Source organism: Flagellimonas lutaonensis, from assembly GCF_000963865.1.
Classification (GTDB): domain Bacteria; phylum Bacteroidota; class Bacteroidia; order Flavobacteriales; family Flavobacteriaceae; genus Flagellimonas_A; species Flagellimonas_A lutaonensis.
The window spans coordinates 247,576-274,344 of the sequence record NZ_CP011071.1 but is presented as its reverse complement, the minus strand read 5'-3'; the positions used below and the strand labels follow the sequence as shown (position 1 = coordinate 274,344).

At 45.9% G+C, this 26,769-nt stretch carries 25 protein-coding genes; 8 read left to right on the top strand and 17 right to left on the bottom strand.

The window, feature by feature from the left end; all coding sequences use genetic code 11:
• Positions 1-23 precede the first annotated feature (23 nt).
• Positions 24-887 carry an endonuclease/exonuclease/phosphatase family protein gene (locus VC82_RS01260; RefSeq protein ID WP_170218303.1) on the top strand — a complete coding sequence of 288 codons (864 nt, stop codon included), beginning with the start codon at positions 24-26 and terminating at the stop codon, positions 885-887.
• On the opposite strand, the gene VC82_RS01255 is transcribed toward VC82_RS01260, so the two are convergent.
• The 11 genes from VC82_RS01255 to udk all read right to left on the bottom strand — a co-directional run bounded on the left by VC82_RS01255 (position 864) and on the right by udk (position 9,726).
• Positions 864-1,184 carry a DUF6122 family protein gene (locus VC82_RS01255; RefSeq protein ID WP_045800772.1) on the bottom strand — a complete coding sequence of 107 codons (321 nt, stop codon included), beginning with the start codon at positions 1,182-1,184 and terminating at the stop codon, positions 864-866. The genes VC82_RS01260 and VC82_RS01255 overlap by 24 nt on opposite strands.
• Positions 1,177-1,809, bottom strand: coding sequence for a WbqC family protein (locus VC82_RS01250; protein ID WP_045803156.1), 633 nt, complete (start codon positions 1,807-1,809; stop codon positions 1,177-1,179). Before VC82_RS01250 ends, VC82_RS01255 begins: the two co-directional genes overlap by 8 nt.
• 4 nt (positions 1,810-1,813) lie before the next feature.
• Positions 1,814-3,520 (bottom strand): signal peptidase I, encoded by a 1,707-nt coding sequence (lepB, locus tag VC82_RS01245; RefSeq protein ID WP_045800771.1) that lies wholly within the window; start codon positions 3,518-3,520, stop codon positions 1,814-1,816.
• A 49-nt stretch (positions 3,521-3,569) separates the two neighbouring features.
• On the bottom strand, positions 3,570-4,268 hold the full coding sequence (dapB, locus tag VC82_RS01240) for a 4-hydroxy-tetrahydrodipicolinate reductase (RefSeq protein WP_045800770.1): 699 nt from the start codon (positions 4,266-4,268) through the stop codon (positions 3,570-3,572).
• A gap of 2 nt (positions 4,269-4,270) precedes the next feature.
• On the bottom strand, positions 4,271-4,921 hold the full coding sequence (locus VC82_RS01235; protein WP_052698853.1) for a DUF5683 domain-containing protein: 651 nt from the start codon (positions 4,919-4,921) through the stop codon (positions 4,271-4,273).
• Positions 4,914-5,825, bottom strand: coding sequence for a ParB/RepB/Spo0J family partition protein (locus tag VC82_RS01230; protein WP_045800769.1), 912 nt, complete (start codon positions 5,823-5,825; stop codon positions 4,914-4,916). Before VC82_RS01230 ends, VC82_RS01235 begins: the two co-directional genes overlap by 8 nt.
• The gene (locus VC82_RS01225) at positions 5,826-6,599 is read right to left on the bottom strand and encodes a ParA family protein (protein WP_045800768.1); all 774 of its coding nucleotides are present in this window, start codon (positions 6,597-6,599) and stop codon (positions 5,826-5,828) included. It lies immediately after the preceding gene.
• Positions 6,600-6,846: 247 nt separating this feature from the next.
• On the bottom strand, positions 6,847-7,308 hold the full coding sequence (locus VC82_RS01220; protein ID WP_157517931.1) for a hypothetical protein: 462 nt from the start codon (positions 7,306-7,308) through the stop codon (positions 6,847-6,849).
• 66 nt (positions 7,309-7,374) lie between these two features.
• Entirely contained in the window at positions 7,375-8,766 is a 1,392-nt protein-coding gene (locus VC82_RS01215) for a methylmalonyl-CoA mutase subunit beta (protein ID WP_045800766.1), read from the bottom strand.
• 7 nt (positions 8,767-8,773) lie between these two features.
• Positions 8,774-9,115, bottom strand: coding sequence for an FtsB family cell division protein (locus tag VC82_RS01210; protein WP_045803154.1), 342 nt, complete (start codon positions 9,113-9,115; stop codon positions 8,774-8,776).
• Between the two features lie 2 nt (positions 9,116-9,117).
• Entirely contained in the window at positions 9,118-9,726 is a 609-nt protein-coding gene (udk, locus tag VC82_RS01205; protein ID WP_045800765.1) for a uridine kinase, read from the bottom strand.
• Positions 9,727-9,922: 196 nt separating this feature from the next.
• Between udk and VC82_RS01200 the strand changes: the two genes are divergently transcribed.
• The 4 genes from VC82_RS01200 (at position 9,923) to VC82_RS01180 (ending at position 14,820) form a co-directional block, all read left to right on the top strand.
• On the top strand, positions 9,923-10,411 hold the full coding sequence (locus tag VC82_RS01200; RefSeq protein ID WP_045800764.1) for an acyl-CoA carboxylase biotin carboxyl carrier protein subunit: 489 nt from the start codon (positions 9,923-9,925) through the stop codon (positions 10,409-10,411).
• A gap of 6 nt (positions 10,412-10,417) precedes the next feature.
• The gene (accC, locus tag VC82_RS01195) at positions 10,418-11,860 is read left to right on the top strand and encodes an acetyl-CoA carboxylase biotin carboxylase subunit (RefSeq protein ID WP_045800763.1); all 1,443 of its coding nucleotides are present in this window, start codon (positions 10,418-10,420) and stop codon (positions 11,858-11,860) included.
• Between the two features lie 5 nt (positions 11,861-11,865).
• Positions 11,866-13,407, top strand: coding sequence for an acyl-CoA carboxylase subunit beta (locus tag VC82_RS01190; protein ID WP_045803153.1), 1,542 nt, complete (start codon positions 11,866-11,868; stop codon positions 13,405-13,407).
• A gap of 201 nt (positions 13,408-13,608) precedes the next feature.
• On the top strand, positions 13,609-14,820 hold the full coding sequence (locus VC82_RS01180) for a multidrug effflux MFS transporter (protein WP_045800761.1): 1,212 nt from the start codon (positions 13,609-13,611) through the stop codon (positions 14,818-14,820).
• Between the two features lie 7 nt (positions 14,821-14,827).
• Here the strand turns inward: VC82_RS01180 and VC82_RS01175 are convergent, their stop codons facing one another.
• The 5 genes from VC82_RS01175 to nagB all read right to left on the bottom strand — a co-directional run bounded on the left by VC82_RS01175 (position 14,828) and on the right by nagB (position 22,272).
• Entirely contained in the window at positions 14,828-15,913 is a 1,086-nt protein-coding gene (locus VC82_RS01175) for an anhydro-N-acetylmuramic acid kinase (protein ID WP_313777707.1), read from the bottom strand.
• A 2-nt stretch (positions 15,914-15,915) separates the two neighbouring features.
• Complete coding sequence (locus VC82_RS01170; RefSeq protein WP_045803151.1) at positions 15,916-17,448, bottom strand: glycoside hydrolase family 3 protein; 1,533 nt, start codon at positions 17,446-17,448, stop codon at positions 15,916-15,918.
• Complete coding sequence (locus tag VC82_RS01165) at positions 17,441-18,718, bottom strand: MFS transporter (protein ID WP_045800760.1); 1,278 nt, start codon at positions 18,716-18,718, stop codon at positions 17,441-17,443. The genes VC82_RS01170 and VC82_RS01165 overlap by 8 nt, the downstream gene beginning before the upstream one ends.
• A gap of 80 nt (positions 18,719-18,798) precedes the next feature.
• Positions 18,799-20,301 (bottom strand): glycoside hydrolase family 10-like protein, encoded by a 1,503-nt coding sequence (locus tag VC82_RS01160; protein ID WP_045800759.1) that lies wholly within the window; start codon positions 20,299-20,301, stop codon positions 18,799-18,801.
• A 51-nt stretch (positions 20,302-20,352) separates the two neighbouring features.
• Entirely contained in the window at positions 20,353-22,272 is a 1,920-nt protein-coding gene (gene nagB, locus VC82_RS01155) for a glucosamine-6-phosphate deaminase (RefSeq protein WP_045803150.1), read from the bottom strand.
• A gap of 185 nt (positions 22,273-22,457) precedes the next feature.
• On the opposite strand from nagB, the gene VC82_RS01150 reads away from it, so the two are divergent.
• The 3 genes from VC82_RS01150 (at position 22,458) to VC82_RS15175 (ending at position 25,585) form a co-directional block, all read left to right on the top strand.
• Positions 22,458-23,207 (top strand): DeoR/GlpR family DNA-binding transcription regulator, encoded by a 750-nt coding sequence (locus VC82_RS01150; protein ID WP_045800758.1) that lies wholly within the window; start codon positions 22,458-22,460, stop codon positions 23,205-23,207.
• A 1-nt stretch (position 23,208) separates the two neighbouring features.
• Positions 23,209-24,024 carry an N-acetylmuramic acid 6-phosphate etherase gene (gene murQ, locus VC82_RS01145; protein ID WP_045800757.1) on the top strand — a complete coding sequence of 272 codons (816 nt, stop codon included), beginning with the start codon at positions 23,209-23,211 and terminating at the stop codon, positions 24,022-24,024.
• A 256-nt stretch (positions 24,025-24,280) separates the two neighbouring features.
• A complete protein-coding gene (locus tag VC82_RS15175; protein WP_170218302.1) occupies positions 24,281-25,585 on the top strand; it encodes a serine hydrolase domain-containing protein in 1,305 nt (434 codons plus the stop codon).
• Between the two features lie 12 nt (positions 25,586-25,597).
• Here the strand turns inward: VC82_RS15175 and VC82_RS01135 are convergent, their stop codons facing one another.
• The gene (locus VC82_RS01135; protein WP_045800756.1) at positions 25,598-26,716 is read right to left on the bottom strand and encodes a PQQ-dependent sugar dehydrogenase; all 1,119 of its coding nucleotides are present in this window, start codon (positions 26,714-26,716) and stop codon (positions 25,598-25,600) included.
• Positions 26,717-26,769: the final 53 nt, after the last annotated feature.

The following is a 26,769-nucleotide window of genomic DNA, read 5'->3' as shown; positions in this document are numbered from 1 at the left end:
TGATGATAATAAACTTCCTTTTCATGATATTTTGGATGTTGTCGAAAAAACGAAATTATGCCATTCCTTCCCTCTGTATTTTGCTGCTTAACTTTTTGTTCTTCGATTCATTCTTTAAAGTTCCATACAAGAAAGGACAAGATATTGAGGGGCTTACAATACTTAGCTACAACGTAAGGGCTTTTGATCTGTATGACTGGATTCCCGAAAAAGATACCGGAAATCAAATTGTTGAGTTTACCTTAGGTCTTGACCCCGATATTTTGGTTTTTCAAGAGTTTGACAACAGAAGAACAAAGGATTTTGAAAGTTACCCCTACAAATTTGTCAACTATATATTTCATAATGGGAAAAAGTATGTTGTACAAGCCATATTTTCTAAATATCCTATTATAGACAAAGGGGCATTGGATTTCCCCAATACCACTAACAATAGTATTTATGTTGATTTGTTGTACAATCATGACACCATCAGGGTTTACAACGGGCACTTACAATCGTTGCGATTGTATCCATCTGCCATTTCTAAAGAAAATTCTGGACGACTCTTTAAACGGTTGACCAATACATTTGTCAAACAAGAAGAGCAAGTTGAAATATTGAAGAAACATTTGTCACAGGTAAATTATCCGACGATAATTTGTGGAGATTTGAATAACACACCTTTCTCCAGAATCTACAAGCTGCTAAAAGGAGATATGTTGGACACCTTTAATGAAGCAGGCAGAGGATTTGGAAGAACGTATAGTTTAATGGGCATGCCCTTTAGAATCGACTATATCTTTGCCGACCGATCATTTGAGGTGCTCGACCACCAAAACTTTGATGTAGAACTTTCAGACCATTACCCGATCATGGCGACGCTAAAGTTCAAGTCGCAAGAATAGACAGTCTACCAAATCGGCCAAAATGTGCAGCATCAAGGCCAAGCCAAAAATGCGGGTTTTTCTAAAGACAAGAAGAATGGCATATAGACCAATGGCCCAATAACTGTGCAGAAAATGGAAACCGATACTGCATCGATCGGGGTCAAAGATGGGGTTTGCCCATAAATGATCTACATCGATCAAGATGCCTGAAAGAAGTATGGCAATTGCAAAAAAACGTCTTCTCGGAAACCCAAAATAGCCTATGGCCAAGGGCACCAAAAAATGGATGCCGTAATGTGCAATAAGCCTAAGCACGTAAGAAATCTAGGTTTTGCCGTTTCAGATAGTCCAGGGCATTCGTGCCTTCGTTGAAGAGTAGATCCAAAATACTGCAATTGGGCACAAAACCGTGCCTATCTGAAAAAACTTGGGTGTATGGCTCTTGCTGCGGATCCAGGGCCGTTTTCGCATTGACCAAAAAGCGGGCATCGACCATTTGGGTCGGCTTGGTTTCATACTTCATGGTCTTTTCCAAAGGAAAATCCATGCCCAATAGCGAGCAGATAATTTCTATGGCCTTAAAATTAAAAGCGAGCAAGAATTCAAATTCTGTTTCGAACAACGTGGCCAAATGGTCTTCATAAAATTCGAAAAAGGGCGAGGACCTATAAGCCGTCTGCAATGTCTTGAAATGCTGCCGCTGCCATCCGTAGGTATTGTCGATTCGAACCTCTGAATATTTTTGTCTGCCTTGTTCGCCGCCTACGTGCTTTATAGGAATGTTCAACATTTGCCGCCCTTGATCGGTGCAGACATAGCACCGATTTCGATAGGTCTGTTTTTGATAATTGTCGTTGGCTTCCCATATAATGGCTCTCTGGGCCATTACAGAAAATGTTTCTATACTCGGAAAATAGGTAGGATGCAACAAAACTTTCAAAACCCTACGATTTTGAGTTCGACTTTTTTCGCTTCCTAAAGAAATCAAAAATGAACCAACCCGCCAGCAGCATCAAAAAGTACTTGAGGTAAGAAACCGGTTCACCGCTACCACCGACAGTGGTAAAAAAGCGGTCCCACCGTGGGCGCCATTTGGCAATTCCCTTGTCAAAATTGTCGAAACTCATCCATATGAAAACAGGTTTGCCCACAATATGGTTTTCGGGTACATAGCCCCATGCGCGGCTGTCTTCAGAATGATCGCGGTTGTCTCCCATCATCCAGTAATAATCTTGTTTAAAGGTATATGAATGGGCTTCCTTGCCATTGATGAAAACTTGGTCGCCTTTGACCACCACATCGTTGTGCTCGTAATCCCTTATCACCTTTTTGTAAAGCGGGATGGTTTTCTTGTTTATTTCCACGGTGGCTCCCTTTTCAGGAATGTAGATAGGGCCAAAGTTATCAGTGTTCCATTGGTAGAACGGACTCTGGGGAAACGTCTTATACCCGGCCTTGCCCGCAGGTTCGACTTCCATGACCACTGAATCGATACTGGCATGCTGTTCCAATTTGCGCACCATTTCATCGGTCATATTGGCAATCCGTTGTTTGGGGGTTTCCTCTTTTAACGATAACCGCAATTGTCGGATCAATTCTATGGGAAGACCTTCTTCGTCAGTAATGATTTTGGGCTTGCCGCTTTCATCTGCCACAATTTGATAACCATATTGCCTTAAGATATTGATTTGGTTCTGGGTAAGACCAGCCGGCACATAAAACCTGAAGAAATCATCGGCTCCTACCTCATTGAGCAACTTGCTCGATACCCCTTTTTGCGAATATACGATACGGTTGAACATGAGTTTTGCCCTATCGGGAAGTTGCAAGGGTTCACCGTTGATATGCACCCTGCCGTTGATGATTTCCAATGAGTCGCCCGGCACCGCGGTACAGCGTTTTACGTAATTTGATTTTTTGTCGATGGGTTTTTTTACTGCTTCCTCAGCCTTAAAAAATACCCGTACGGTATCGGCAGGCCAGCTTATTACGACCAGATCAGTTCTTTTGACCTTTTGAAATCCCGGAAGCCTCATATAAGGCAATTGTGGTTTGTTCAAGTACGAACGTATTCCCAGCCCAGGTATGGTATCGTGAACCATGGGCACTGCAATGGTGGTCATGGGCACACGGGCACCGTAGTGCATTTTGCTGACGAACAAAAAGTCGCCGACTCGAAGGGTTCGCTCAAGAGATCCTGTAGGGATCACATAGGGTTGAATGAAATAGGTGTGTACAAATGTGGCGGCCACAATGGCAAAAACGATGGAGCTTACCCATTCGCCCAAAGCTGATCGGGGCTTCAGGCTTCGGTCTTGCACGTATTGCACGTCTTCCACATAATTCAGGTAATAGATATAAAAGCCCAGGGTAAGAATAACCAGCCAAGTATCCCAGATTTTGTTTTTGCCAAAACTGCGTATGGTCTCGACCCATACCACGGGAAACATCAAAAGGTTGATAATGGGTATGAACAACAAGACTACCCACCACTTGGGCCTTTTGATAATCTTCATCAATACGATGCCGTTGTATATGGGTACTGCAGCTTCCCATGCTTTACGACCCGCTTTTATATACAGTTTCCAAGTTCCCAAGAAATGAATGACCTGTACTATAAGGATGAAAATGATCCACTGTGTTGTGTTCATACAAATATTTATTTCTTAGACCTATTCAATTAAACTATGTTACGACTTTTCAAAGGTTTAACACATCTCTCATTGTAAAGACCCCCGTTTTGCCCACTAGCCATTCGGCCGCTATCAATGCACCTAGGGCAAAGCCCTTTCGGTTATGGGCGGTATGTTTGATATCTATACTGTCGACTTCGCTCTTGTAAGTAACCACGTGTGTGCCGGGTACTTCGTTTTCACGTTTTACTTTGATGGCAATTTCGGTTTCCTTGGCTTTTCCCAAGGTCCAATTGTTATAATCTGAGTTTTCGATAATGCCCTCGGCCAAGGTGATGGCGGTTCCGCTGGGGGCGTCCAATTTGTGCACATGGTGCACTTCTTCCATAGATACCCTGTAGTTTTCAAGAGGAGCCATCATTTTTGCCAGTTTTTCGTTCAACTCAAAAAACAGGTTGACCCCCAGACTAAAATTGCTGGCGTATATGAGCGCCCCATTTTTCTGTTTGCAGTGGGCAACGGCCTCGTCATATTGGTCAAGCCACCCGGTAGTACCAGACACCACTGGAACCCCATGGTCGATACAACTTTTGATATTGTCAAAAGCAGCATCTGGCGTACTGAAGTCGATGGCGCAATCAATTGATTGAAAGTCGATTTGTTGGGTATCGACATCTACTTTGGCGACAATTTGGTGGTTTCTCTCCACTGCGAGCTGCTCTATCATCCTTCCCATTTTGCCGTATCCGAACAGACCTATTTTCACACTCAAAATTTTAGGGTCATTGTGAGTCCATAATTCGGATTGGAGCTCACTGGATTTATATCTAGGTAGGGCCGTATGTCAAAGCTGAGGTTCTCATCAACATTGTATTGTTTCAAATGCGCATCTACGTTTGCATCGATAATGTTGAGGGCATACAGGGCAATGGTGATCAACAAAGCCAGATCACGATCGCGTTGAAAACGTTCTTGGGCATCTTCAAGGGCTGAATCTGAAACGTCTGGCTCGGTCTTTCCCTCATCGGGTGCCCCCAAGTCAAAAAATTCATCATCGGTAAACCCGGCCTTTCTTCGTTTAAAGGCATCACGGTAGCGATTGTATTCACCATTATTGAATGAATACACATAAATGCCGGTACCGATGGCCCCCCATACAATCGGGGCTTTCCAGTAACGTTTGTTGTAGATTTGACCCAGACCGGGCAGTACGGCCGAATAGAAAGCGGCCTTGCTCGGGGCCAATGGGTTGATGGCCTGACGTTCAAACGATGCTGCCTCGACCACAACGCCCTTTTTCTTGAACTCGGCAGACAGGGAATCTTTTACTTTTTCATCACCTTTTTTGTCGTCTTCCTGACAAAAAACGATGTTTCCCAAAAACAGGAACAAGCATACGATGCCTAATCTCTTATTCACCTGCCAAGATTTTTTTTAAACGTCTGAATTCTTCCTTTGAATGAAAGGGAATGATGATCTTGCCTTTTCCTTTTGGGGTGGCGGTGATATCTACTTTGGCTTCAAGGTGTTCACTGATCTCGTCAAGGCTATCGGCCACATAATCGGGAAGTTTTTTCGAAGCCTTCCCGCTTTTTGCCGCCTTTTTGCCATCTGTTGCCTGTTGATACGATTTGACCAGTTTTTCCGTTTCACGCACTGAAAGCCCCTCGGCCACCACCTGTTCGTAAATGCGTATCTGGTCTTTTGGCTTTTCTATGTTGATTAAGGCCCTGCCATGACCCATACTGATGAAACCATCGCGCATACCGGTTTGTATGATGGGGTCCAATTTCAAAAGCCTGAGGTAATTGGAGATGGTCGAACGCTTTTTGCCCACCCGTTCGCTCAACTGCTCTTGGGTAACCTGCACCTCTTCGATCAACCGTTGGTACGAAAGGGCGATCTCGATGGGGTCAAGGTCTTGCCGCTGAATGTTCTCGACCAAGGCCATTTCAAGCGACTCTTGATCGTTTGCTATTCGAATATAGGCGGGAATTGTCTTTAGACCGACCAATTTCGACGCACGGTAACGGCGCTCGCCCGACACCAATTGGTACTTGTTAAAATCGAGTTTTCGAACAGTAATGGGCTGTATGATGCCCAGTTCTTTGATACTACTGGCCAGTTCTTTCAGGGCCTCGTCGTTGAAGTTTGACCTCGGCTGGAACGGATTGACCTCAATGGCATCGATGTCGAGCTCGACAACACTACCTATGACCTTATCCGCATTCTTATCGTTCGCCGATTTAATATCATTCTCAGGGTCGCTCAAAAGGGCAGACAGACCCCTGCCCAGCGCCTGTTTTTTGGTTGCTTTCGCCATCTAGACTTTTTCCTTGTTTTTTTTCAACAGTTCATTGGCAAGGTTCAGATAATTGGCAGCACCTTTACTGCTTGCATCATACTTGATAATGCTCTCGCCATAGCTGGGTGCCTCGCTCAACCGTACATTCCTTTGAATAATGGTATTGAACACCATGTCGCCGAAATGTTTGCGTACCTCTTCGACCACCTGGTTCGATAAACGAAGCCTAGAGTCGTACATGGTGAGCAACATCCCCTCGATATCGAGGTCCATGTTGTGGATTTTCTGTACGCTTTTGACCGTGTTCAACAGTTTGCCAAGTCCCTCGAGTGCAAAGTATTCGCACTGGATCGGTATCATAACCGAGTCGGCCGCCGTAAGGGCATTCAGTGTCAATAAGCCCAATGAGGGCGCACAGTCTATCAGAATATAGTCATACAGCTGTTTCAGCCCCTTAATGGCCTCTTTCATCATGTACTCACGATTGTCTTTATCGACCAGTTCGATTTCGATGGCCACCAAATCAATGTGGGCGGGAATCAGGTCAACATTTGGCGAATCGGTCTGAATGATCACCTCCCCGGCCTGCAACGTATGTTCCAGCAATTGATAAGTGCCTTTTTCGATGCTTTCGACATCAATGCCCAGACCAGAAGTTGCGTTCGCCTGGGGGTCGGCATCTATCAACAGCACTTTTTTCTCCAAAACACCTAGTGAGGCTGCTAGGTTTACGGTGGTAGTGGTTTTGCCCACACCACCCTTCTGGTTTGCAATAGCAATTATCTTGCCCATTTCATCAGTAAGTTAGAGGCTAAAAATACGATTATTTGCGCTTGCAAAAAATGTATTTTGTTAACACAAAGTGAATAAGTGCCACTTTGCACGTTAAAGTACGTTAAGGATTGTTTTATTGGATGATTTCAATCGCTTTTGGATGAAGTAATTGCTAAAAGTTGAACCAATTTTTCTACGATTGGCCAAACACAGTTATTGGTGCTATCGTTAGCTTTTTACTGCTATTTTAGAAAGCGGAAAACAATCAATTCCCAACAATCGATAACCGCCATTTTCCATTTTGCGGATGGTAATTGTAAATGGAAAGCATAAAAATACCTCCGGCCAAAGTACCTAATCCTACCGCGGTAGCTATTTCCCCATTGTTGTCGTCATCGACATCAAATATACCTTCTACGGCAGTGGCCCACGCTCCCAGAAAAGAAGTGGTGGTGCCTAAAAAAACCAGCGCGATACCTCCGAATAGTTTGCCGTTTCTTTTACGGATTTTTGCAATTTCACCAAGTTGAACAATACTGCCGCCCTCAAGTATAATGCTTTGTCCATCGTTTACGGCAAATATGCCTTTATGACGATTGCCATTATAGGTTCTGATAATCAAAAAATCACCTTCCTCAAAGATTTTGGTTCGTTTTACTTTTCCCTTTCTGAGCTTTTCGAGTTTCAGTTGATGTCCTTGTGCTTCAGCGGTTAAATTAACAGCCAAAAAGGAAAAAACGATAAGCAGAAGTATTTTATATAACATAGCAGTTCTGATGAGGGCAAGAATATCTTAACCTTCCTTGTCTAGCCGTTCTTTCTCCAATTTTTCAGCCAGTCTTTTGGGCACAATCGGTTCGATCAAAGTCTTTTCGTTTCTGGCTTTGGTAAAAGGCTGTTTGGTCAGTTCGTTTTTCATTTTATCATCGGCATTCGGGTATTTGTTGGTTCCCACCAATACCAATTTGCCCTCATCGAGCAGTCGCTGTTCCTTGGCTGCACTTTCCTTAATTTTTCGCTGTATGGTGCCTTCCTTCAATTGATTTAGAAAACCACCGGCTTTCTCGAGCTGTTTGAACAGTTCAAGGCTTTTTTCGGCTAGCTGGTTCGTTAGGGTCTCTATGTAATAGGAACCTTCGGCTGCCGAGGCGGCCCCATCAAAATAGCTCTCGTTCTTTAATATCAAGAGTTGGTTGCGTGCAATACGATCGGCAAAGTCGTTCTTGTCATGATATAGGGCATCATAGGCTAGGTTGCAAACGGTATTTGCGCCACCCAGTATGGCCGACATGCACTCGGTGGTGGTTCGAAGCATGTTCACATTGTAATCGTACAGGGTTTTATTGCGTTTGCTGGGCACTGCGAGAATGTGGCAATCGTCTTTTAGCCCGAATTCCTTGGCAAGGGTCCCCCAAAGCAGTCGCAATGCGCGAAGCTTGGCGATTTCAAAGAAATAGTTGCCTCCCACGGCCACTTCGAATATGACAGGTAATGAATCTTCCCTTTCGGATGAATTTGCCCATTGATTCAAGTATTCATTTACATGTGCGAGTGCATACGCCAATTGTTGTACCATGTTGGCACCGGCATTTTGGTAGATTGCAGTGTCTACCGCCAATACAGAACCTACGCCAACATTGTTTGCCTGGCCGAGTATTTGGACCAATAATTCAAGGTCGTCCGGTGTTTGGCCAGACCAATTGCCCGTTTTGGCCAAATTTCCAATCGGGTCAAGCATAAGGTGCAGTTGTGTTTTACCATCAAAAAATTTCATCAATCGTAAAATGGCATCCCCGTCAAAAAAAGTAAACTCAAAGTAGAGGGCAATATCTTTTAGATCAACTCCCGCTAAAACATCTTGCCATAATATCGAAGGATTTTTTACCCGTAACCAAAGACTTTCCGCACCTTTGTCTAAGGCATTCAAAACCTGCTGTTTGGTCTGTGGGGCATCCCCGATTTCCACCATCTCGGCAATTTTGAAAGTCTTGGGCACCGATAGTGGGTAGGGCTTCTTGTTTTCAAGGTCTTCAGAGTGGTAAAAGGGTTTTACCGCGATGCCTTCCAAAGTTTCCCAAACCAAGCTTTCGTTATAGTCGGCACCTTTTAGATCGACTTGGATCTTTTGTTTCCACTGTTTGGCCGAAACCGGTTCGAATTCATCGAACATAGAATTTTCTTTCATGGCACTTTCAATCTTTAGTTTTACCCTTGCTGTTCTTCAGGCTATCCTCGTATTCGATCAAAAAGATTTCCTCACCTTCTTTTTGCATATAGTATTTCTCGCGGGCATATTTTTCGAGTTCGTCATCGCTCGACAATTTCTTCAATACCTCTCTATCTTTGGCAATCTCTGCTTCCAAAAATTGTTTCTGTCGCTCAAGTTTTTTTATTTCTTGGTTGAGCTCGTGGTGGATCAACAGTGAATTGGTGTCAAAAAAGGCCATCCACACCACAAAAATGGTCAACACCAGAATGTAGGTGTTCGTAAAGAACTTGAACCATTTTTTTTCCTTTAATTTTTTCCAGCCCATGATCATGCCAATTTGTTGTTGATTATGGTGCGAACCATGTCGACGGCCACCGTATTGTAATGGTTGTTGGGTATGATGATGTCGGCAAACTCTTTTGAGGGCTCAATAAACTGGTTGTGCATGGGCTTTACAGCGGTTTGGTAACGGTGCAGCACCTTTTCCAGATCGTGCCCCCTTTCTTTAATATCCCGTTGAAGCCTTCGGATCAATCGTTCGTCAGAATCGGCGTGCACGTAGATCTTTATATCGAACAGTTCGCGCAGCGCAGGGTTGCTCAACACCAAAATACCTTCAACGATCACCACTTCGCGGGGTTCGGCAGTAACGGTTTCGGGCATTCGTGTCTCTTCAACAAACGAATAGACAGGAATTTCAATGGGTTCTCCCTTTTTCAGTGACTTTACATGGTCGATCAGTAAATCAAAATCAATGGAATTCGGATGGTCAAAATTCACCTGCCCGCGCTCTTCTTTGGTCAAGTGCGAAAGGTCTTTGTAGTAGGAGTCTTGAGAGATGACCACCACTTGGTTTTTGGGCAATTCATCGACAATCTGTTTGACAACGGTCGTCTTTCCACATCCTGTTCCACCGGCGATACCAATAACGAGCATAGTTGAAAAATTTAATCCAAAAGTAACAAAATACGGGCAGCTGCACTTTATGCGTACTTTGAATCTATGGGCATAGATACCACAAAAACAATTTTCAAAACATGACAGAATTCATATAATCATAGATCGTGACCTATTAGTTTTACGGCTCGTTTTATGATTGTATATTTAAGCAACCTAATTAGCGCCTATTTAAATGGGAAAACCTCATAAACTAAAAGTCAACGACCAGTACGAATTTCAACTTTCCGATAGTGACCTCTCCGCTTTGGATGTCGTAAAGACAAAAGACAAATCGTACCATTTGTTGGAAAACAGCAAGTCGTACCACCTGGTTTTAGAATCTAGCGACTATATCAACAAAACCTACAGGTTTAGGGTAAACGGCAGTGTATACACGGTCGATATTGAAAATCCGTTGGATGGCCTCATCAAAGACATGGGCTTTGCCGTGGGGTCGGGTGCCAAAGTCTATAAGATCGAGGCGCCCATGCCCGGACTGATCTTAGAAGTATCCGTTAAGAACGGACAAGAGGTCAAAGAGGGCGACAACCTATTGATTTTGGAGGCCATGAAGATGGAAAATGTAATCACCTCACCGCGTGACGGCACCATCAAAAAAATAATGGTCAAGCAAGGGCAAGCCGTTGAAAAGAAAACAGTTTTGATCACTTTTGAAGATTGATGTTATATGGACAAAATTTTGATTGCCAATCGGGGCGAGATTGCCATCAGGGTCATGAAAACGGCCAAAAAGATGGGCATAAAAACCGTTGCCGTCTTTTCGGAAGCCGACCGTAACGCTCCACACGTTCGTTTTGCCGATGAAGCGGTCTGTATCGGTCCGCCACCCTCTAACCAGTCCTATTTGCTGGGAGACAAAATAATCGAGATAGCCAAAGAGTTGGATGTCGACGGTATTCACCCCGGGTACGGATTTTTGAGCGAGAACGCCGATTTTGCCGAGGCGGTTGAAAAGAACGGTATCACCTTTATCGGGCCCAAATCGCATGCCATCCGAGTGATGGGAAGCAAGTTGGCCGCCAAGGAAGCCGTTAAAAAATATGACATTCCCATGGTACCCGGTATCGACGAGGCCATTACCGATGTCGACAAAGCCCATGAAATAGCAAAAGAAATCGGTTTTCCGGTTTTGATAAAGGCTTCGGCCGGTGGCGGTGGCAAGGGGATGCGCATCGTTGACCGCGAAGAGAACCTTGAACCGCAGATGACACGGGCCATCAGCGAGGCAACTTCGGCCTTTGGCGATGGTTCGGTCTTTATTGAAAAATATGTTACCTCACCGCGTCACATTGAAATTCAGGTGATGGCCGATACCCACGGTAACATCCTCCATTTTTTTGAGCGGGAATGCAGCATTCAGCGTCGGCACCAGAAGGTGGTCGAAGAGGCGCCCTCATCGATATTGACCCCCGAATTAAGAAAAAAAATGGGCATTGCTGCGACCAAAGTGGCCAAAGCCTGTGATTACGTGGGGGCGGGCACGGTAGAATTTCTGATGGATGCCGACCTCAATTTCTATTTCTTGGAGATGAACACCCGCCTACAGGTCGAACACCCCGTATCTGAATTGATTTCTGGGGTCGATCTAGTCGAACTACAGATCAAGGTCGCGCGAGGCGAAAAGCTCGATATCAAACAGGAAGACCTTAAAATCAATGGCCATGCAATGGAACTTCGGGTGTATGCCGAAGATCCCTTGAATGATTTCTTGCCCAGTGTCGGCAGATTGCAACGGTACCGAATTCCAGTAGGTGAGGGGATAAGGGTCGATAACGGTTTTGAAGAGGGCATGGACATCCCCATCTATTACGACCCCATGTTGGCCAAATTGATCACCTACGGAAAAACAAGGGAAGAGTCCATAGCGCTTATGGTCCAGGCCATTGAGGCCTATGAGGTCGAAGGGATACAGACCACGCTTCCGTTCGGGGCTTTTGTCATGCAGCACGAAGCTTTTAGGTCAGGCAAGTTTGACACCCATTTTGTAAAGAATTATTATTCACCCGAGGCCATCCAAAAAAATAAAGAAGAAGAGACAAAAATTGCAGCAATGATGGCCCTCAAGACCTATTTCGAAGATAAAATACAACTAAGAATTCCAACAAACTGATGTCGATGGATTCCAAAATCAAGAAATTACAAGATAGAATTGCCCAAGCCCATTTGGGCGGTGGCGAAAAGCGTATCGAAAAACAGCATGCAAAAAATAAATTGACCGCCCGCGAGCGAATTGAGTACCTGCTCGATGAAGGCTCGTTTGAAGAAATGGGCATTTTGGTCACCCACCGCACGACAGATTTCGGAATGGACAAGGAAATCTATTTTGGTGATGGGGTGGTCACCGGTTATGGAACCATCAACGGGCGATTGGTCTATGTGTATGCACAAGACTTTACGGTTTTTGGCGGGGCTTTGTCAGAGACCCATGCCGAAAAAATCTGTAAGGTGATGGACCTTGCCATGAAGGTGGGCGCGCCCGTCATTGGTTTGAACGATTCGGGCGGCGCACGAATTCAAGAGGGAGTGAAATCGCTGGGCGGCTATGCCGATATTTTTTATAGAAACGTACAGGCTTCGGGGGTGATTCCGCAAATCTCTGCCATCATGGGGCCTTGTGCGGGGGGTGCGGTTTATTCGCCCGCCATGACAGATTTTATCATCATGGTCGAGCAGACCAGTTATATGTTCGTAACGGGGCCTAACGTGGTTAAAACGGTGACCAATGAGGAGGTGACCTCAGAAGAATTAGGTGGTGCGAGCACGCATGCCACCAAATCAGGGGTGGCCCATAAGACCTCTCCGAACGATGCCGCTTGTTTGGAGGACATCAAAAAACTGTTGGAGTATTTACCGCAGAACAATAGGGAAACCGCCAAAAAGCTTCAGTACGAGCTAGGTGATGAAATTCGTGAACAACTTAGGAACATTGTGCCAGACAACCCCAACAAACCGTACGACATGCATGCGGTTATCGAGGGCATTATTGACGGGGAGTCCTTCTATGAAATCCATAAAGAGTATGCCGAGAACATTATTGTGGGCTTTGCCCGTTTGGCGGGTAGAAGTATCGGGGTCATTGCCAATCAGCCTATGTTTTTGGCAGGGGTGCTGGGGGTAAAGAGCTCGACAAAGGCGGCCCGGTTTACACGGTTCTGTGATGCGTTCAATATTCCGTTGTTGGTATTGGTCGATGTGCCTGGGTTCTTGCCTGGCACCGATCAAGAGTGGAACGGTATCATCAACCACGGGGCAAAACTGTTGTACGCCCTCAGTGAGGCAACCGTTCCGCGGGTTACCGTGATTACCAGAAAGGCCTATGGAGGTGCCTATGACGTGATGAACTCAAAGCACATTGGTGCGGACTTTAACTTTGCATGGCCCACGGCAGAGATTGCGGTAATGGGCGCCAAAGGGGCCAGTGAAATCATTTTTAGGCGGGAGATTGCCGCTGCCGAAGACCCAGAGGCCAAACTGAAAGAAAAAGAGGCCGAGTATGCCGAAAAGTTTGCCAACCCTTATCGGGCGGCCCGCCGTGGGTTTATCGATGAGGTGATTTTACCTGAGAACACACGCCGTAAATTGATAAAGGCCTTTGCCATGTTAGAGAAGAAAAAGGTGAAGCCCCCTAAAAAGAAGCATGGGAATATACCTTTGTAGTAATGTTCTTTTCTGTCATTCTGAGCGAAGAGCAACGAAGCGAAGAATCTTTAAATAAGAGCCTTTTAGAAACCTGTTCCCTTGTAAGGATTCTTCCCCTTCGCTCCGCTCAGGCTCAGAATGACAACTCATTGATTTTTGGGCATCGTAAAAATGTTATCGAAGAGCGGTTGGTAAAAAAGCGCTTCCTACTTTTGCCAAATGCAAAACGAGACTCCCAAGCCCAGCTTTGAATTTATGGCATTGATGGCCGCTTTAATGTCCATCGTAGCATTGTCCATAGATACCTTGTTGCCCGCCATACCCGATATTGGGGCATCCATCAACAGTTTCGACCCAACCGACAACCAGTTGTTGATCACCATGATTTTCTTGGGTCTGGGCGTGGGGCAGTTGTTCTTTGGTCCACTCTCTGATTCTTACGGTCGAAAACCCATTGTGTATCTCGGCATTATGGTGTTTGTGGTGGCAAGTATCATTTGTCTGGCGGCCCCAAACCTTGAATGGATGGTCGCTGGGCGCATATTGCAGGGTATCGGACTGTCATCGGCCAGAACCATTTCCATTTCCATCATCCGCGATATGTACAAGGGCGATTTGATGGCACGGGTCATGTCGTTCGTAACGGCCTTTTTCATTTTGGTGCCGGTGGTGGCCCCAATGGTGGGGCAGTTGATATTGGATGTTGCCCATTGGCAGGCCATTTTCTATCTACAGTTGATTTTGACCATAGTGGTAGGCATTTGGTTTTGGAAACGCCAACCAGAGACCTTACGGCCCCAATACAAGATTCCCTTTTCCAACCATCTTTTTATCGACGGTTTCAAGGAATTGTTGCGATATAAGGAAACCGTTGCCTTTACCATTATTTCAGGTTTGGTAACGGGCTCTTTCTTGGTATATCTCAGTGCCTCACAATACATTTTTGAGGATCAATACGGATTGAAGGAAGCTTTTCCGTACATCTTTGCCGGTTTGGCGATTTCCATAGGTTTGTCAACATTTTTTAATGGTACACTGGTGCTTCGTTTCGGCATGCGACGGTTGTCGTTCATGGCATTGGCCACTTTTTGCTCCGTAGCGCTGTTCTACGTGCTTTTGTTCTGGAACTCGACCAATCCCAACGTAGTTGTTTTGGTCACTTTTCTATCGTTGCAGTTTTTCTGTCTCGGATTTATGTGGGGAAACTTTCGTTCCATCGCCATGGAACCCATAGGCCATATTGCCGGTATCGGGGCCGCCATCAACGGTTTTTTTTCCACGGTGATCGCCATACCCATCGCCACCATTATCGGTGGTTTTGTTGATGACAGGGTGTTACCCCTTTTTGTGGGATTGGCTATTTGCGGATTACTGTCATTGGTTGTCTTTCTTTTGGTCAGTAAGCCATGGAAGGCATTGGAAACGTTTTAGGATTGTTTCATTCCTGGGGCCGAAACACCACCCCGCTGCACGAGTCCCGCTTTGCACCGGTTACCGAACCCAGCACATTGATTTGGTTTTCAAGACGCAGTACGCCCATCAGCGCAAACACTAATGCTTCTTTGTATTCTATTATTTTTTTTGACGGTATATGGATGGTGCAGTCGTTCCCGAGTTCTTGTTGCAGCGTTTCCACAAAGAAACCATTTAAGGCCCCGCCCCCCGTAACGAGCATTTTGCCATTGGTTTTTGAACGTTCTTTTCGCATGGCCAGTGAAATCTGCCCACAGTTGTGTCGGATCACTGTATGCAACAGGTCTTCGGCAGATGCCCTTGAATTATCTAAAAGAGGAGCCACTTTTTCAGAAAACCATTCATAGCCGGTTGATTTGGGATACGGTTGACGATAATATTCCAACGCATTGAGTTTTGACAAAAGTTGGGGCACTATTTTTCCTGACCTGGCAAGTTGCCCCCCTTTATCGTATTTCATCCCTATTTTCTCGGTGAGATAATTGAGGGGCATGTTGGCCATACCAATATCATAGGCGATGCGTTTGCCATCCTTCCGGAAGGAAATATTGCTGATACCCCCTAAATTGAGGCAAAACCCATAATCGGAAAAAAGCAGTTCATCACCAATGGGCACCAAGGGCGCCCCTTGGCCGCCAAGGGTTACATCGAGTGAACGGAAGTCACAGACCACTTTTTCTTTCGACACATTGGCCAGCACTTGGCCATCTCCCAGTTGAAAGGTGATCCCCTCATCGGGACGGTGGTGCGAGGTATGCCCATGGCTGGCTATAAAGTCAACCTTTAAACGGTTTTCTTCAAGAAACATCTTTGCCTGTTGGCCCAGCCAGTGTCCGTACACTGCGTGAAGTTGGTCATGCTCTTTTTCTGAAAGGTGGATGGCATTCTTCAACTTCTCGTACATGTCGGCACTGTAGCCAATGGTTTTGCACTCATGGAGTTCAAAGTGCCAATTTTCCCCTTCTTTCCAAATTTGACAGTGCGCCAGATCGAGTCCGTCCAACGAGGTGCCCGACATCATTCCCAAAACTTGATACACCTTGCTCATCATCGTTACTTTATGGTTACCGGAAGTTGTCCTTTGGCTTCTAGGTTGCCCAAGAAATGTTGTAGGGCGTTCTCTTGAAACACCTTAAAATCTTGGTAGGCAACAACCACCGCTTTTGCTTGCTGCCAGTCGAGCAAGTTCAAGACAAACGGATTGCCAAAAAGATAGAGTGCGGTGTTTTTCTGTGCTAGGACATTGGAAATTGTCTGTAACTCAGAATCTGAAAAACCAAAATTGTTTTTTGGTTTCACCTGTCGGGGAAAAAGCGCCAAAACGACATTTGTAGTGTTCTTTTGTTGCGCCAAAAGTTGTTCTGAAAAAAGGTTGTCCGTTTTGCCTATTTCAACCAAACCAAAACCCTCGGTTCTGAATTTTTCCAAGGTATGGGATGTTCCTTTCAACAGTGTAAGGCTTTCTTTGGCGAGTTTTTGCATCAATTTTTCGTCTTGCTGCAAATCGCCTTCGATCACATTTTTCGCGAAAGCTTTTTCCTTGAGTTTCCAAAGGCGTTCGAAGCTTGCTTCAATTTGCTCAGGGTTGCCTTTTTCAATAATCTGTCCAATGCCCTCTGTAACGTGGTCTGCAAAGCAGAGTACGTCGTTTCCGGCCATAAAAGCCTCGTATTCCAACAAACCCTTTTCGGTATAGCTTTTGGAGACCGCATGCATATTGAGCGCATCGGAGATGACCGGTCCGCTCCAGCCCAATTCCTTTCTCAAAAATCCAGTAATAATTGCTTCGGATACAGAGGCGGATGCTTCCTTGCCGTTGCTAAGGGCGGGTACTGCCAAATGCCCGACCATCACCGAATCTACCCCTTCTTTGATCAGTTCGTTGAAAGGGAACAGTTCGTTTTCATGCAGTACCAATTTACTTTTGTCTATTTTCGGAAGCCCCAGATGGGAGTCCACGGCGGTATCGCCATGCCCGGGAAAGTGTTTGATCGAGTTGAGGATGCCGGCACTCGCCATTCCTTCCATAAAAGATTTTGCATATTGCGTCACTTGGTACTTGTCGCTTCCAAAAGAGCGATAGCCAATGACTGGATTTTCGGGATTCAAATTGATATCGACAACGGGGGCCAAATTCCAATGGATGCCCGCTTTGCGGCAGTCGAGGGCTATCTGCTTGCCCACCTCGAACACCAAATCTGAACCGCCCTGCATGGCCCCCAAGGTAATGGCGTAAGGGTATTGCGGGGTGTTTTCAATACGCATGGCCAAGCCCCATTCTGCATCAATGGCCACCAACAGCGGATGTTGGGCCGCTTGTTGGTAACGGGCAATCAGGGTTTTTAGGCGGCCATAGCTGTTTTCGTTGTGCACCACCTCTTTCTTTCCCTCGAAATTCGTGGCGGCACTGGCACGACTGTGAAAAAAGCAGATGCTTCCGATATGGTGCTCTGCAATCAGTTTTTCCAGTTTTCGTACTTCTTCCTCTGTGTCATTGATAAAGGCGGCGGGCATGAACAATTGCCCTACTTTTTCCTCAAGGGTTAGTGCCTTTACCGCTTCCGAATAGGGGAGTGGGTTACGCATCGGAAACACCTTTTTTGCCATAATCGGCAGGATATTTTAAAAAGGGCAGCAGCAATAGGGCAGGAAGTGCCGCTATGACCACCCAAATAAAGAATCCACCATAACCCAGCCATTCTTGCATAAAACCGCTCAACATGCCGGGCAGCATCATGCCCAATGCCATAAAACCGGTGGCGATCGCATAATGTGAAGTCTTTGATTTGCCCTCTGCAATGTAGATGAGGTACATGAGAAAGGCAGCGAAGCCAAAGCCATACCCAAATTTTTCGAACACCACAGTGGTTGTTACGGCCACTATGTTGGTGGTCTTGGTAAGGGCCAAAATGGCATATAGGATGTTCGGTACGTTCAGGGAAAGTATCATGGGCAACATCCATTTTTTGAGTCCGTCGCGCGAGATGAGAATGCCACCTAAAATTCCACCGACCGAAAGCATGATGACCCCCACGGTGCCGAAAATGGTGCCCAGTTGCTCGGTAGAATAACCGAGTCCGCCTTTTTCAACGGGATCCAGCAAAAAAGGCGCCGCCATTTTCACCAACTGTGATTCACCCAACCGATAGGTGAGGATAAATGCCAGGGCAATACCGATGTTGGGTTTTTTGAAAAAGGACACAAACACCTCTAAAAACCCTTTTGGTTTGTCGAGCACAATGTTGGCCGATGATTCGTATTTCGGAGCGGCAAAAAAGTTGGAAATGGTCAACCCCAGCATCAAAAATGCCGTGGCTGTCATGGTCACGCTCCAAGCTTTGGTGTTATCTCCATAATGGTTCTCTAAAAAGCCCGCCAGAATTACGATAAGGCCCTCACCCGTTACCATGGCCAGTCGGTAAAAAGTGCTGCGAATGCCCACAAAAAACGATTGTTTTTTTTCTGTTAGGCCTATCATATAGTAGCCGTCAGAGGCAATATCATTGGTGGCAGAAGCAAAAGCGGCCATCCAAAAACAGGCTAAGGTAGTCACAAAAAAGAGGTTGGTCGGTAGGGTCAGCCCCACCCCCAAAAGGGCAATGGAAATGAGCAATTGCATGGCCAAAAACCAATTGCGTTTGGTGCTTTTTAGGTCCACAAACGGACTCCACAGTGGTTTCAATACCCAGGGCAAATAGAGCCAACTGGTGTACAGGCCGATATCGGCATTGCTGATGCCCAGTTTTTTGTACATGATTACCGAAACGGTCACCACAACAACATAGGGTAGGCCCTGTGTAAAATATAAAAGGGGTACCCAGGCCCATGCCCGTTTATCTTTTTGGATTCCTTTCATGGGGAAAGCTAGAGGGTTTGGTTGTTACGAATATCCATATTTTTTGGAGAAACTCGTTCTGCCATTGCGCATATTGGTCTTTAATCATCAAATGTCGCCCTTTGCAAATCACTTCGATTGCCGTATGCGTCCTCTACCATGATGCCAACACCCTTTTTTAACTGCCTTCTACCAAACGTGGCCCGAAGGCAGCTTTCTGATTCGTTGGCGGGAATGTATCCTTTTGCCAACAGTTCATCGGGCTCACCACTTCCATTCATGGTATAGAGTGACACAAAACGGGGAACAGAATCAAAATGGGAAACACAGAGTTCTGTCTCTTTGTCCAGGCGTTTTTTGGAGGCAATGGCAGGTTTTGGGATGTTTTTTTTCGCATTGTTGGCCATTGGTGGCACAGCTGCGGGCCTTTTGTAAAAATTTCTTCGGAGTTTGTTCACCACATCCTCATGCCGGTTAAGCAATGATTTTGCACTAAAAAATACATTGCCCTTGATCTGTGGTATGTTTCGGGCCAAGGCCAATTGTTTCGGCAATTCCCTTTTCCGTTTCCACGCCTTGTCGGGATTGTTCCTGATCTTGTATGGGCCGTTGCCCATGTACAAATTGGTGTTCTCACTGTTCTGTGCCCACCATTGCGCAATCTTTTCATGCGAGGCGGCTGGGTAGTGCATGCTCCAATAAGCCTGTGGCACGATATAGTCGAGCCAGCCCTTTTGCATCCAAAGCAGGGGGTCGGCATACAGATCTTCGTAAGTGGTCTGGCCAGCTTGGGTTTCAGAACCCTCAGGGTCGGTCGATTGGTTTTTCCATACCCCGAACGGACTCACCCCAAAGCGCACCCATGGTTTTTTGCCCTCGATCACCTGGTGGATGTTTTGCACCAACGAATCGACATTGGCACGGCGCCAATCCTCCAAATTTTGGTGTGGCAAAGCATTCTCAGCATAGGCCAGGGAATCATTAAAAATCTCACCCTTAATTTTATAGGGATAGAAATAATCATCGAAATGTACCCCGTCAATATCATACTTGTCGACCACTTCTTCTACCACTTTGGTCAGATGCTTCCATACCTCGGGGATGCCGGGGTTATAGTAGTACTTCTTGCCATATTTCAACATCCAATCGCGGTGCCGGTAAAAATCATGGGTTTCGGCCAAAATAGTGGTATCGAGGTCAAAGGTTGCCCGATAGGGGTTGAACCAGGCGTGAAATTGCATACCCCGTTCATGGGTCTTATCGAGCATCCATTGCAAGGGATCTTCAAACCCCTCTTTGGGCACACCTTCGGCGCCTGTCAAAAAACGAGACCATGGGGCCATCTCAGACAGGTAGAAGGCATCACCGGCAGTTCTGACCTGTACGATCAGCGTGTTGAAATTAAGGCTATCGTAGAAGTCGAGAATCCGAAGAAAATCTTCTTTCTGCTTTTTTACGGAATCATTTCCGCTTTTGGGCCAATCGATATTGACCACGGTGGCCACCCATACGCCCCTAAATTCTTGTTCTGGATATTTTTCGTATTTCAGACCGGCACAGGAACCAAGAGCCAATATTAAGAGCAATAAAAATTTTCTCCCCATTTTAAGTTTCCAAGGACAATGACTAAAGGTAAAGAATTGATGAAAAGCTTCCTAAAAATGGTAACGGACGAATGCTTCCATGGCGGCATAATCGGCCAAGCCCAATTTATTGTACCATTCAGCGGTTTCTTTGTTGCGTTCCTCGGCACGCATCCAAAACTCACGCGAATCGTTGCCTTGGAACATGACCCCGTCTTTTTGTGACTGGTGGCAGAAAATGGCATTCCGTTTTCTGAGCACCTGATCAGGACTCATGGGGACGGCCATTTCAATCTGGTCAATGTCCCACTCATGCCATGCACCGCGGTAGAGCCATAGCCAGCAGTCGTTCATAAATGGTTCTTTTTTGAGTCGTTTTACCGCTTCCAATACCGCATCAAGACAGACCTTGTGGGTGCCGTGTGGGTCGGCCAGGTCGCCTGCCGCATAGATTTGATGGGGCTTCACCTTTTTAATGATGTCGACCATAATTTGGTAGTCTTCCTCAGAAAGACTTTTTTTCTTGATGGTGCCCGTTTCATAGAAGGGCAGGTCTAAAAAATGAACGTACCGGTCGTCAAGGCCCAGGTATCTCGTAGCGGCGTACGATTCGCCCCTTCTGATATAACCTTTCAGTTTTCTGACCTCTATGGGATCGATGCTACTATCTTTTTTCGCCTTGATCGCATCGATAATGGCCTGTGCCTCTTTCGAGGGGGCAATGGTATTGGCTATTTCGGCATACCGAAGCGCATCTTTGTCAGAAACTGCAATGTTTCCAGAGGTCTGATAGGCCACATGCACCTCATGCCCTTGTTGAACGAGCCTGTCGAAGGTGCCCCCCATCGAAATGACATCGTCATCGGGGTGCGGACTAAAGATAATGACCCGTTTTTTGGCAGGTTCGGCACGCTCGGGCCGTTTGGTGTCATCTGCATTGGGCTTGCCCCCGGGCCAGCCCGTGATGGTGTGTTGCAGCCGGTTGAACATGCGAATGTTCAGGTCGTACGAGTCTTCTTGTGTCAACAGTCCCGACATGCCGTTGTCGTTGTAATCTTTGTCGGTAAGGCGAAGGATGGATTTGTCGGTTTTGCTGCAGAGCCATACCACGGCCTTTGCGGTCAGGGGCTCGGTCCACTCTAATGATTCATCGACCAACCAAGGTGTTTTGTTACGGGTTAACTCGCTGCCCGCGGCCTCGTCCAATACAAAGGTACAGTTATCATGTTCTTGTAAGTAAGTGGCGGGCACTTCTGAAGAGATTTCGCCTTCAATGGTTTTTTTGATGATGTCGGCCTTGTTCTGCCCCCACGCGAGCAACACAATTCTTCTGGCGCTTCTAACGGTAGCGATGCCCATGGTAATGGCCTTGCGCGGTACATTGTCGATGCCCAAAAAAGCTGGACCCGCATCGACACGGGTTATATGGTCGAGCGTAATGACGCGCGTGCCCGAATTGTAGTGGGAACCCGGTTCGTTGAACCCGATGTGGCCCGTTCTGCCGATACCCAAGAGTTGAAAATCGATTCCGCCGGCATCTTTAATTTTTTTCTCATAAGACAGGCAGTACTCCTTGGTTTTTTCAGGGGGCACCATTCCATCGGGAATGTTGATATTTTCTGGATCGATATCTACATGGTTGAACAAATGTTCGTGCATAAAGTGATGGTAGCTCTGCCGGTTATCCTTTTCCATTGGCAGGTATTCGTCAAGATTGAAGGTGATGACATTTTTAAAACTCAGCCCTTCTTCACGGTGCATACGCACCAACTCTTCGTACACCCTAATAGGGGATGAGCCCGTAGCAAGGCCAAGTACACAGGTCTCTCCTTTTGATTGTTTGTCCCTAATCAAATTGGCTATTTCTTCAGCCACCTGAAGGGAGGCCTCGTCGGAACTTTCAAAAATTACATTGTGGATTTTTTCGAAACGGGTCTCTTCGAACTGGCCGGCAGGTTGGTACGAAATGTCTCTTTTTTTGGTTTCTAGCATAATCTTGACTTGTTGAACAGATTTATCGAGGCAAAAATAAGCAATAAAATCATAATCTGCTGTTTTTTGCTTTTTTATTTGCTGTTTTTTGCTCTTAACAACCTTTTTTAACAATTTACCTGAATAAAACGGCATGTTGGTAAATTGATTATCTTTGCAACCGTTCTGAAAATAGACAAAAGAAAATGCTTAAAGAAGAGCGCCAAAGAACCATTTTGAACGAAGTTGAACTGCACAATCGTGTCTTGCTGACCGACATTGCCGAGAAGCTGGATGTATCCATTGATACGGTGCGGCGCGATGTAAAAGAGCTCGATGCCGACAACAAGCTTAGAAAGGTACATGGAGGGGCTGTTTCACTTGGATTTGCAAACTATAGCCCCGCACGAAACAATGTCTATGCACTTGAACAAAAAATGGCCATTGCCGAAAAGGCCGTTAAACTACTGAAAGATAACAGCGTAATATTGATAGACGGGGGTACAACTTGTTTGGAGTTGGCGAGAATTTTACCCCCAAAACTGAATTTGACCTGTTTTACACTGAGCTTGCCCGTGGCCATGGAGCTACTGAACAAACCCAATGTGGAGACCATTTTCATTGGAGGTGTGTTGTCAAAAGATTCACAGATTGCCATTGGGGCCAATGCTGTGCACAACCTGTCACAGATCAAGGCAGATTACAGCTTTATAGGAACCGGTTATGTCGATGCCCAATTCGGATTGACAGAATTTGACTGGGATATCGTGCAGACCAAAAAAGCGGTTATACAGGCCTCCAAGAAAACCGTTTTGCTCTGCATTTCTGAAAAACTGAATTCGCAGCACCGTTTCAAGACCTGCGAACTGAACGACATTGATGTGATGGTCACCGAACTGGACCCAGACCACCCTTTATTGGACAATTTTAGAAACCAAGAAATACGTTTGCTGTAATATGGCCGACTATAAGAAGATTACCGAGCAGCCGTCGTTGTACAATGACCTGGAAAAAATGTCGACCGCTGAAATATTGCGGAATATCAACGAGGAAGATAAAAAGGTGGCCTTTGCGGTAGAAAAGGTGATTCCGCAAATCACGAAACTTGTCGATGCCACCGTGGAACGTTTTCAAAAAGGAGGCCGACTGTTCTATATCGGTGCGGGCACGAGCGGACGACTTGGCATTTTAGATGCCTCAGAGATTCCGCCCACCTATGGTATGCCACACGATAGGGTCATCGGTTTGATAGCGGGTGGCGACGTAGCCATTCGAAAAGCGGTTGAGTTTGCAGAGGACGATACCAAACAAGCTTGGAAAGATTTGCAGGAATATGCCATCAACAAAAACGATGTGCTGGTGGGCATTGCCGCTTCGGGTACCACCCCCTATGTCTTGGGTGGTCTTGAAGATGCCAAAAAACATGGAATTTTGACCGCTGGCATCACCAACAATCCGGGGTCGCCGTTGGCCAAATTGGTCGATATCGCCATTGAAATAGAGGTGGGGCCTGAGTTTGTTACGGGCAGCACCCGCATGAAGAGCGGTACAAGCCAAAAATTGGCCCTCAATATGATCTCCAGCGCCCTGATGATCAAAATCGGTCGGGTAAAGGGCAACAAAATGGTCGATATGCAACTGAGCAACAACAAATTGGTAGATCGGGGTACCCGCTATTTGGTAGAAGCCCTGGGGATGGATTATGAAGAAGCGGGAAAAGCACTTGAAAAATACGGGTCGGTACGGGAGGCCCTGAAAGCCCTTCAAAATTAATATCCTTCCAATGACCGGATACATGGCCTAAAGCCATAATGGGTTTTAAAAGGAATCCCCTCAGATATACTGCTTATCACCTGTTTCGATTCGGGATAGCATTTTCGAAATTTCTATCGTATGGAAAACTGTCATTTTAGTTTAAAAACTAAAAAAATAGTTATATAACTAAAAAAATAGTTATATTTGATGTGCTTACATTCAATCAAATAACCGTAGTATGTTGCCATTGAACAGATTCTTTTTCCTTTTTATTATGATTTGTACGGTCTCCACGGGGCAGGCCCAGCTTTCACCAGAAGCCCTTGAGGCCAAGGCCGAGCGAAATGTAGAGAAATTCCTCTTATCCAACGATGATGGGGCCATCAATGCTTTTATCGATAGAAATATGGCCCAAATGTCTGGCGAGAGCCGCAAGAAAACCTTTGAATATTTGAAGCGACTGCGTAGTCAACTACGACCGTATTTGGATGGTATAGGTGTTGATTTGATGAACAATATAGTACTGTTCAATCTGTCTTCGGACAACGGGAGCAAGCAACTCAAGGTAGTTTTAGACCATGAAAACGATGTTATTTCCAATCTGGAAGTAATGAAGGCAGCGGATGCCATGACGATAACATTGGAGAATTTGGGGCAAACTATTGATAATTTGGAACAGGAGGGATTTGCTGGCCTCGTTCACGTGCGGATCAAAGGTGAGGTTTTTTTCGAAAAGGGTTTTGGTATGGCCAATGAAAAGCTAAACCAAAAAAACACTGTAAATACAATTTTTGGCATTGGATCCCGGCCCATAGACTTTACGGTAGCGGCCATTTTTTTGCTTCGTCAAAAAGGTCAAATAGCTCTTGAAGACACCATTGATAAATATCTTGACAATGTTCCCGAGGATAAATCTTCTATCACCATACATCACCTATTGACGGGCCAGTCTGGATTTCCTGATTTCTTCCATACCAACGAAGATTGGGATGCTGATTTGAGGTACATTGACCGAAAAGAGGCGGTGCAACGCCTGCTGGCCCAAGAGTTGCTCTTCGAGCCCGGAAAAGGCAAAAAACATTCCCATGGGGCCTTTGGCCTGTTGGCGGCCCTTATTGAAATTATTTCTGGGGAACCGTATTACACGTTTATCCGCCAGAACTTTCTAGATCCAGCAAATATGACGCGCACCGGTGAATATGGTGAGTCACGCGGCTTGACCTTAACGGATTTTGCCGTGGGCCATGGACCATCTTCCATCGGTATTCCGAATATTCCCCCAAATTGGGGGAAAACCTCTTGGTTGGTAAAAGGCAGTGGGGGAATGTATTCGACCTTAAACGACCTCTTGGGTTTTTACAGACTCATTCGCTCTGGGGATGTACTCAACGAAGAGAACAGCCTATTTTTCAAAGGACCTACTGCCAATATGGACGGATCTGACCGTGGATTTGAGTTGTTCAATGTCTATTTTCCATCTGACACCGAAGTTTTTCTGTTTCTCAATCGCCAACCCGATAGAGACAGGGCCCGAAATGTGATAAAAGCCTTGGAAGATTTGGCCAAACAGCACAGATAATGGCAGAAACGACTATTTCGGCTCTAACCGATAAATGCCTTTTCCTTCGATGCCCACATAGATATGGCCATCGGGTGCTTGGCGTACGTTTCGCACACGCCCCATGCCATCGAGCAATTTTTCGCGATAGGTGACCTTGTTGTTTTCCAGAACCAATCGCTCGAGGTATTGAAAAGCGAGCGATCCTACCAGAAGGTTGCCTTTCCAATAGGGGTATTTATCAGACGAGACAAAGGTCATGCCACTGGGTGCAATGGAGGGCACCCAATAGTAAATGGGCTGTTCCATACCCGGTCGTGTGGTTTCGTCAGTGATTTTTGTGCCACTGTAATTGATGCCATAGGTAATCACCGGCCAGCCATAGTTTTTGCCCTTTTCGATGATATTGATTTCATCGCCCCCGCGCGGACCATGCTCATGCTCCCAAATCTCACCAGTTTTAGGATGTTTGGTCAATCCCTGCGGGTTTCGGTGTCCATAACTATATATGGCAGTTTTGGCACCGGATTTACCAACAAACGGATTGTCGGTCGGTATGCGCCCATCATCGTGTAGGCGATAGATTTTACCACCATCGCGGGTTATATCCTGTGGGTTTTCATCACGGTTGCCCCGGTCTCCTATCGAGAAATAAAGATATCCCTCGTCATCAAATTCCAGTCGAGAACCAAAATGGTGCCCTCGGGTGGTGTTGGGCACCCCTTTGTACAGTATTTCTTTGTTTGTAAGTTGGTTATCGCGCAACTTGGCCCTCATGATGGCGGTATTGGCACCGCTACCTTCCCCATCGGTTGAGGAATAAGAGAAGTAAATCCACCCGTTTTGAGCATAATCGGGATGCAGTTCCACATCCATGAAACCACCTTGGCCTCGGTCATAGACCTCAGGGGTGTTCGCAACTTCCACCTTTTTTCCTTCTTTGAAATGGATAAGTTTTCCAGATTTTTCCGTGATCAGTATACTTCCATCTGGCAAAAAGGCCATACCCCATGGGTTTTGCAATCCATCGACCACCGATTCGGCCGTAAAGTTGATTTGTGAAGGAAGATTTATGCCCTTATCTACCTTTTGGGCACATGATGAGGTAAGCAGTACAACGAAAAAATAAAGGGATAAGGCACTTTTTTTCATAATTTTACGTTGAATGTTATAATAATATAGACGAATGACGGTCTTTGCCGAAG

Bases quoted from the DNA above. Each gene is read 5' to 3' on its own strand.
- accC (WP_045800763.1), top strand. From the start codon at position 10,418: ATGGACAAAATTTTGATTGCCAATCGGGGCGAGATTGCCATCAGGGTC.
- lepB (WP_045800771.1), bottom strand. From the start codon at position 3,520: ATGAACACAACACAGTGGATCATTTTCATCCTTATAGTACAGGTCATT.
- VC82_RS01190 (WP_045803153.1), top strand. From the start codon at position 11,866: ATGGATTCCAAAATCAAGAAATTACAAGATAGAATTGCCCAAGCCCAT.
- VC82_RS01150 (WP_045800758.1), top strand. From the start codon at position 22,458: ATGCTTAAAGAAGAGCGCCAAAGAACCATTTTGAACGAAGTTGAACTG.
- VC82_RS01165 (WP_045800760.1), bottom strand. From the start codon at position 18,718: ATGAAAGGAATCCAAAAAGATAAACGGGCATGGGCCTGGGTACCCCTT.
- murQ (WP_045800757.1), top strand. From the start codon at position 23,209: ATGGCCGACTATAAGAAGATTACCGAGCAGCCGTCGTTGTACAATGAC.
- VC82_RS01260 (WP_170218303.1), top strand. From the start codon at position 24: ATGATATTTTGGATGTTGTCGAAAAAACGAAATTATGCCATTCCTTCC.
- udk (WP_045800765.1), bottom strand. From the start codon at position 9,726: ATGCTCGTTATTGGTATCGCCGGTGGAACAGGATGTGGAAAGACGACC.
- VC82_RS01230 (WP_045800769.1), bottom strand. From the start codon at position 5,825: ATGGCGAAAGCAACCAAAAAACAGGCGCTGGGCAGGGGTCTGTCTGCC.
- VC82_RS01160 (WP_045800759.1), bottom strand. From the start codon at position 20,301: ATGGGGAGAAAATTTTTATTGCTCTTAATATTGGCTCTTGGTTCCTGT.
- VC82_RS01225 (WP_045800768.1), bottom strand. From the start codon at position 6,599: ATGGGCAAGATAATTGCTATTGCAAACCAGAAGGGTGGTGTGGGCAAA.
- VC82_RS01180 (WP_045800761.1), top strand. From the start codon at position 13,609: ATGCAAAACGAGACTCCCAAGCCCAGCTTTGAATTTATGGCATTGATG.
- VC82_RS01135 (WP_045800756.1), bottom strand. From the start codon at position 26,716: ATGAAAAAAAGTGCCTTATCCCTTTATTTTTTCGTTGTACTGCTTACC.
- VC82_RS01170 (WP_045803151.1), bottom strand. From the start codon at position 17,448: ATGCGTAACCCACTCCCCTATTCGGAAGCGGTAAAGGCACTAACCCTT.
- VC82_RS15175 (WP_170218302.1), top strand. From the start codon at position 24,281: ATGATTTGTACGGTCTCCACGGGGCAGGCCCAGCTTTCACCAGAAGCC.
- VC82_RS01200 (WP_045800764.1), top strand. From the start codon at position 9,923: ATGGGAAAACCTCATAAACTAAAAGTCAACGACCAGTACGAATTTCAA.
- VC82_RS01210 (WP_045803154.1), bottom strand. From the start codon at position 9,115: ATGGGCTGGAAAAAATTAAAGGAAAAAAAATGGTTCAAGTTCTTTACG.
- nagB (WP_045803150.1), bottom strand. From the start codon at position 22,272: ATGCTAGAAACCAAAAAAAGAGACATTTCGTACCAACCTGCCGGCCAG.
- VC82_RS01175 (WP_313777707.1), bottom strand. From the start codon at position 15,913: ATGATGAGCAAGGTGTATCAAGTTTTGGGAATGATGTCGGGCACCTCG.
- VC82_RS01215 (WP_045800766.1), bottom strand. From the start codon at position 8,766: ATGAAAGAAAATTCTATGTTCGATGAATTCGAACCGGTTTCGGCCAAA.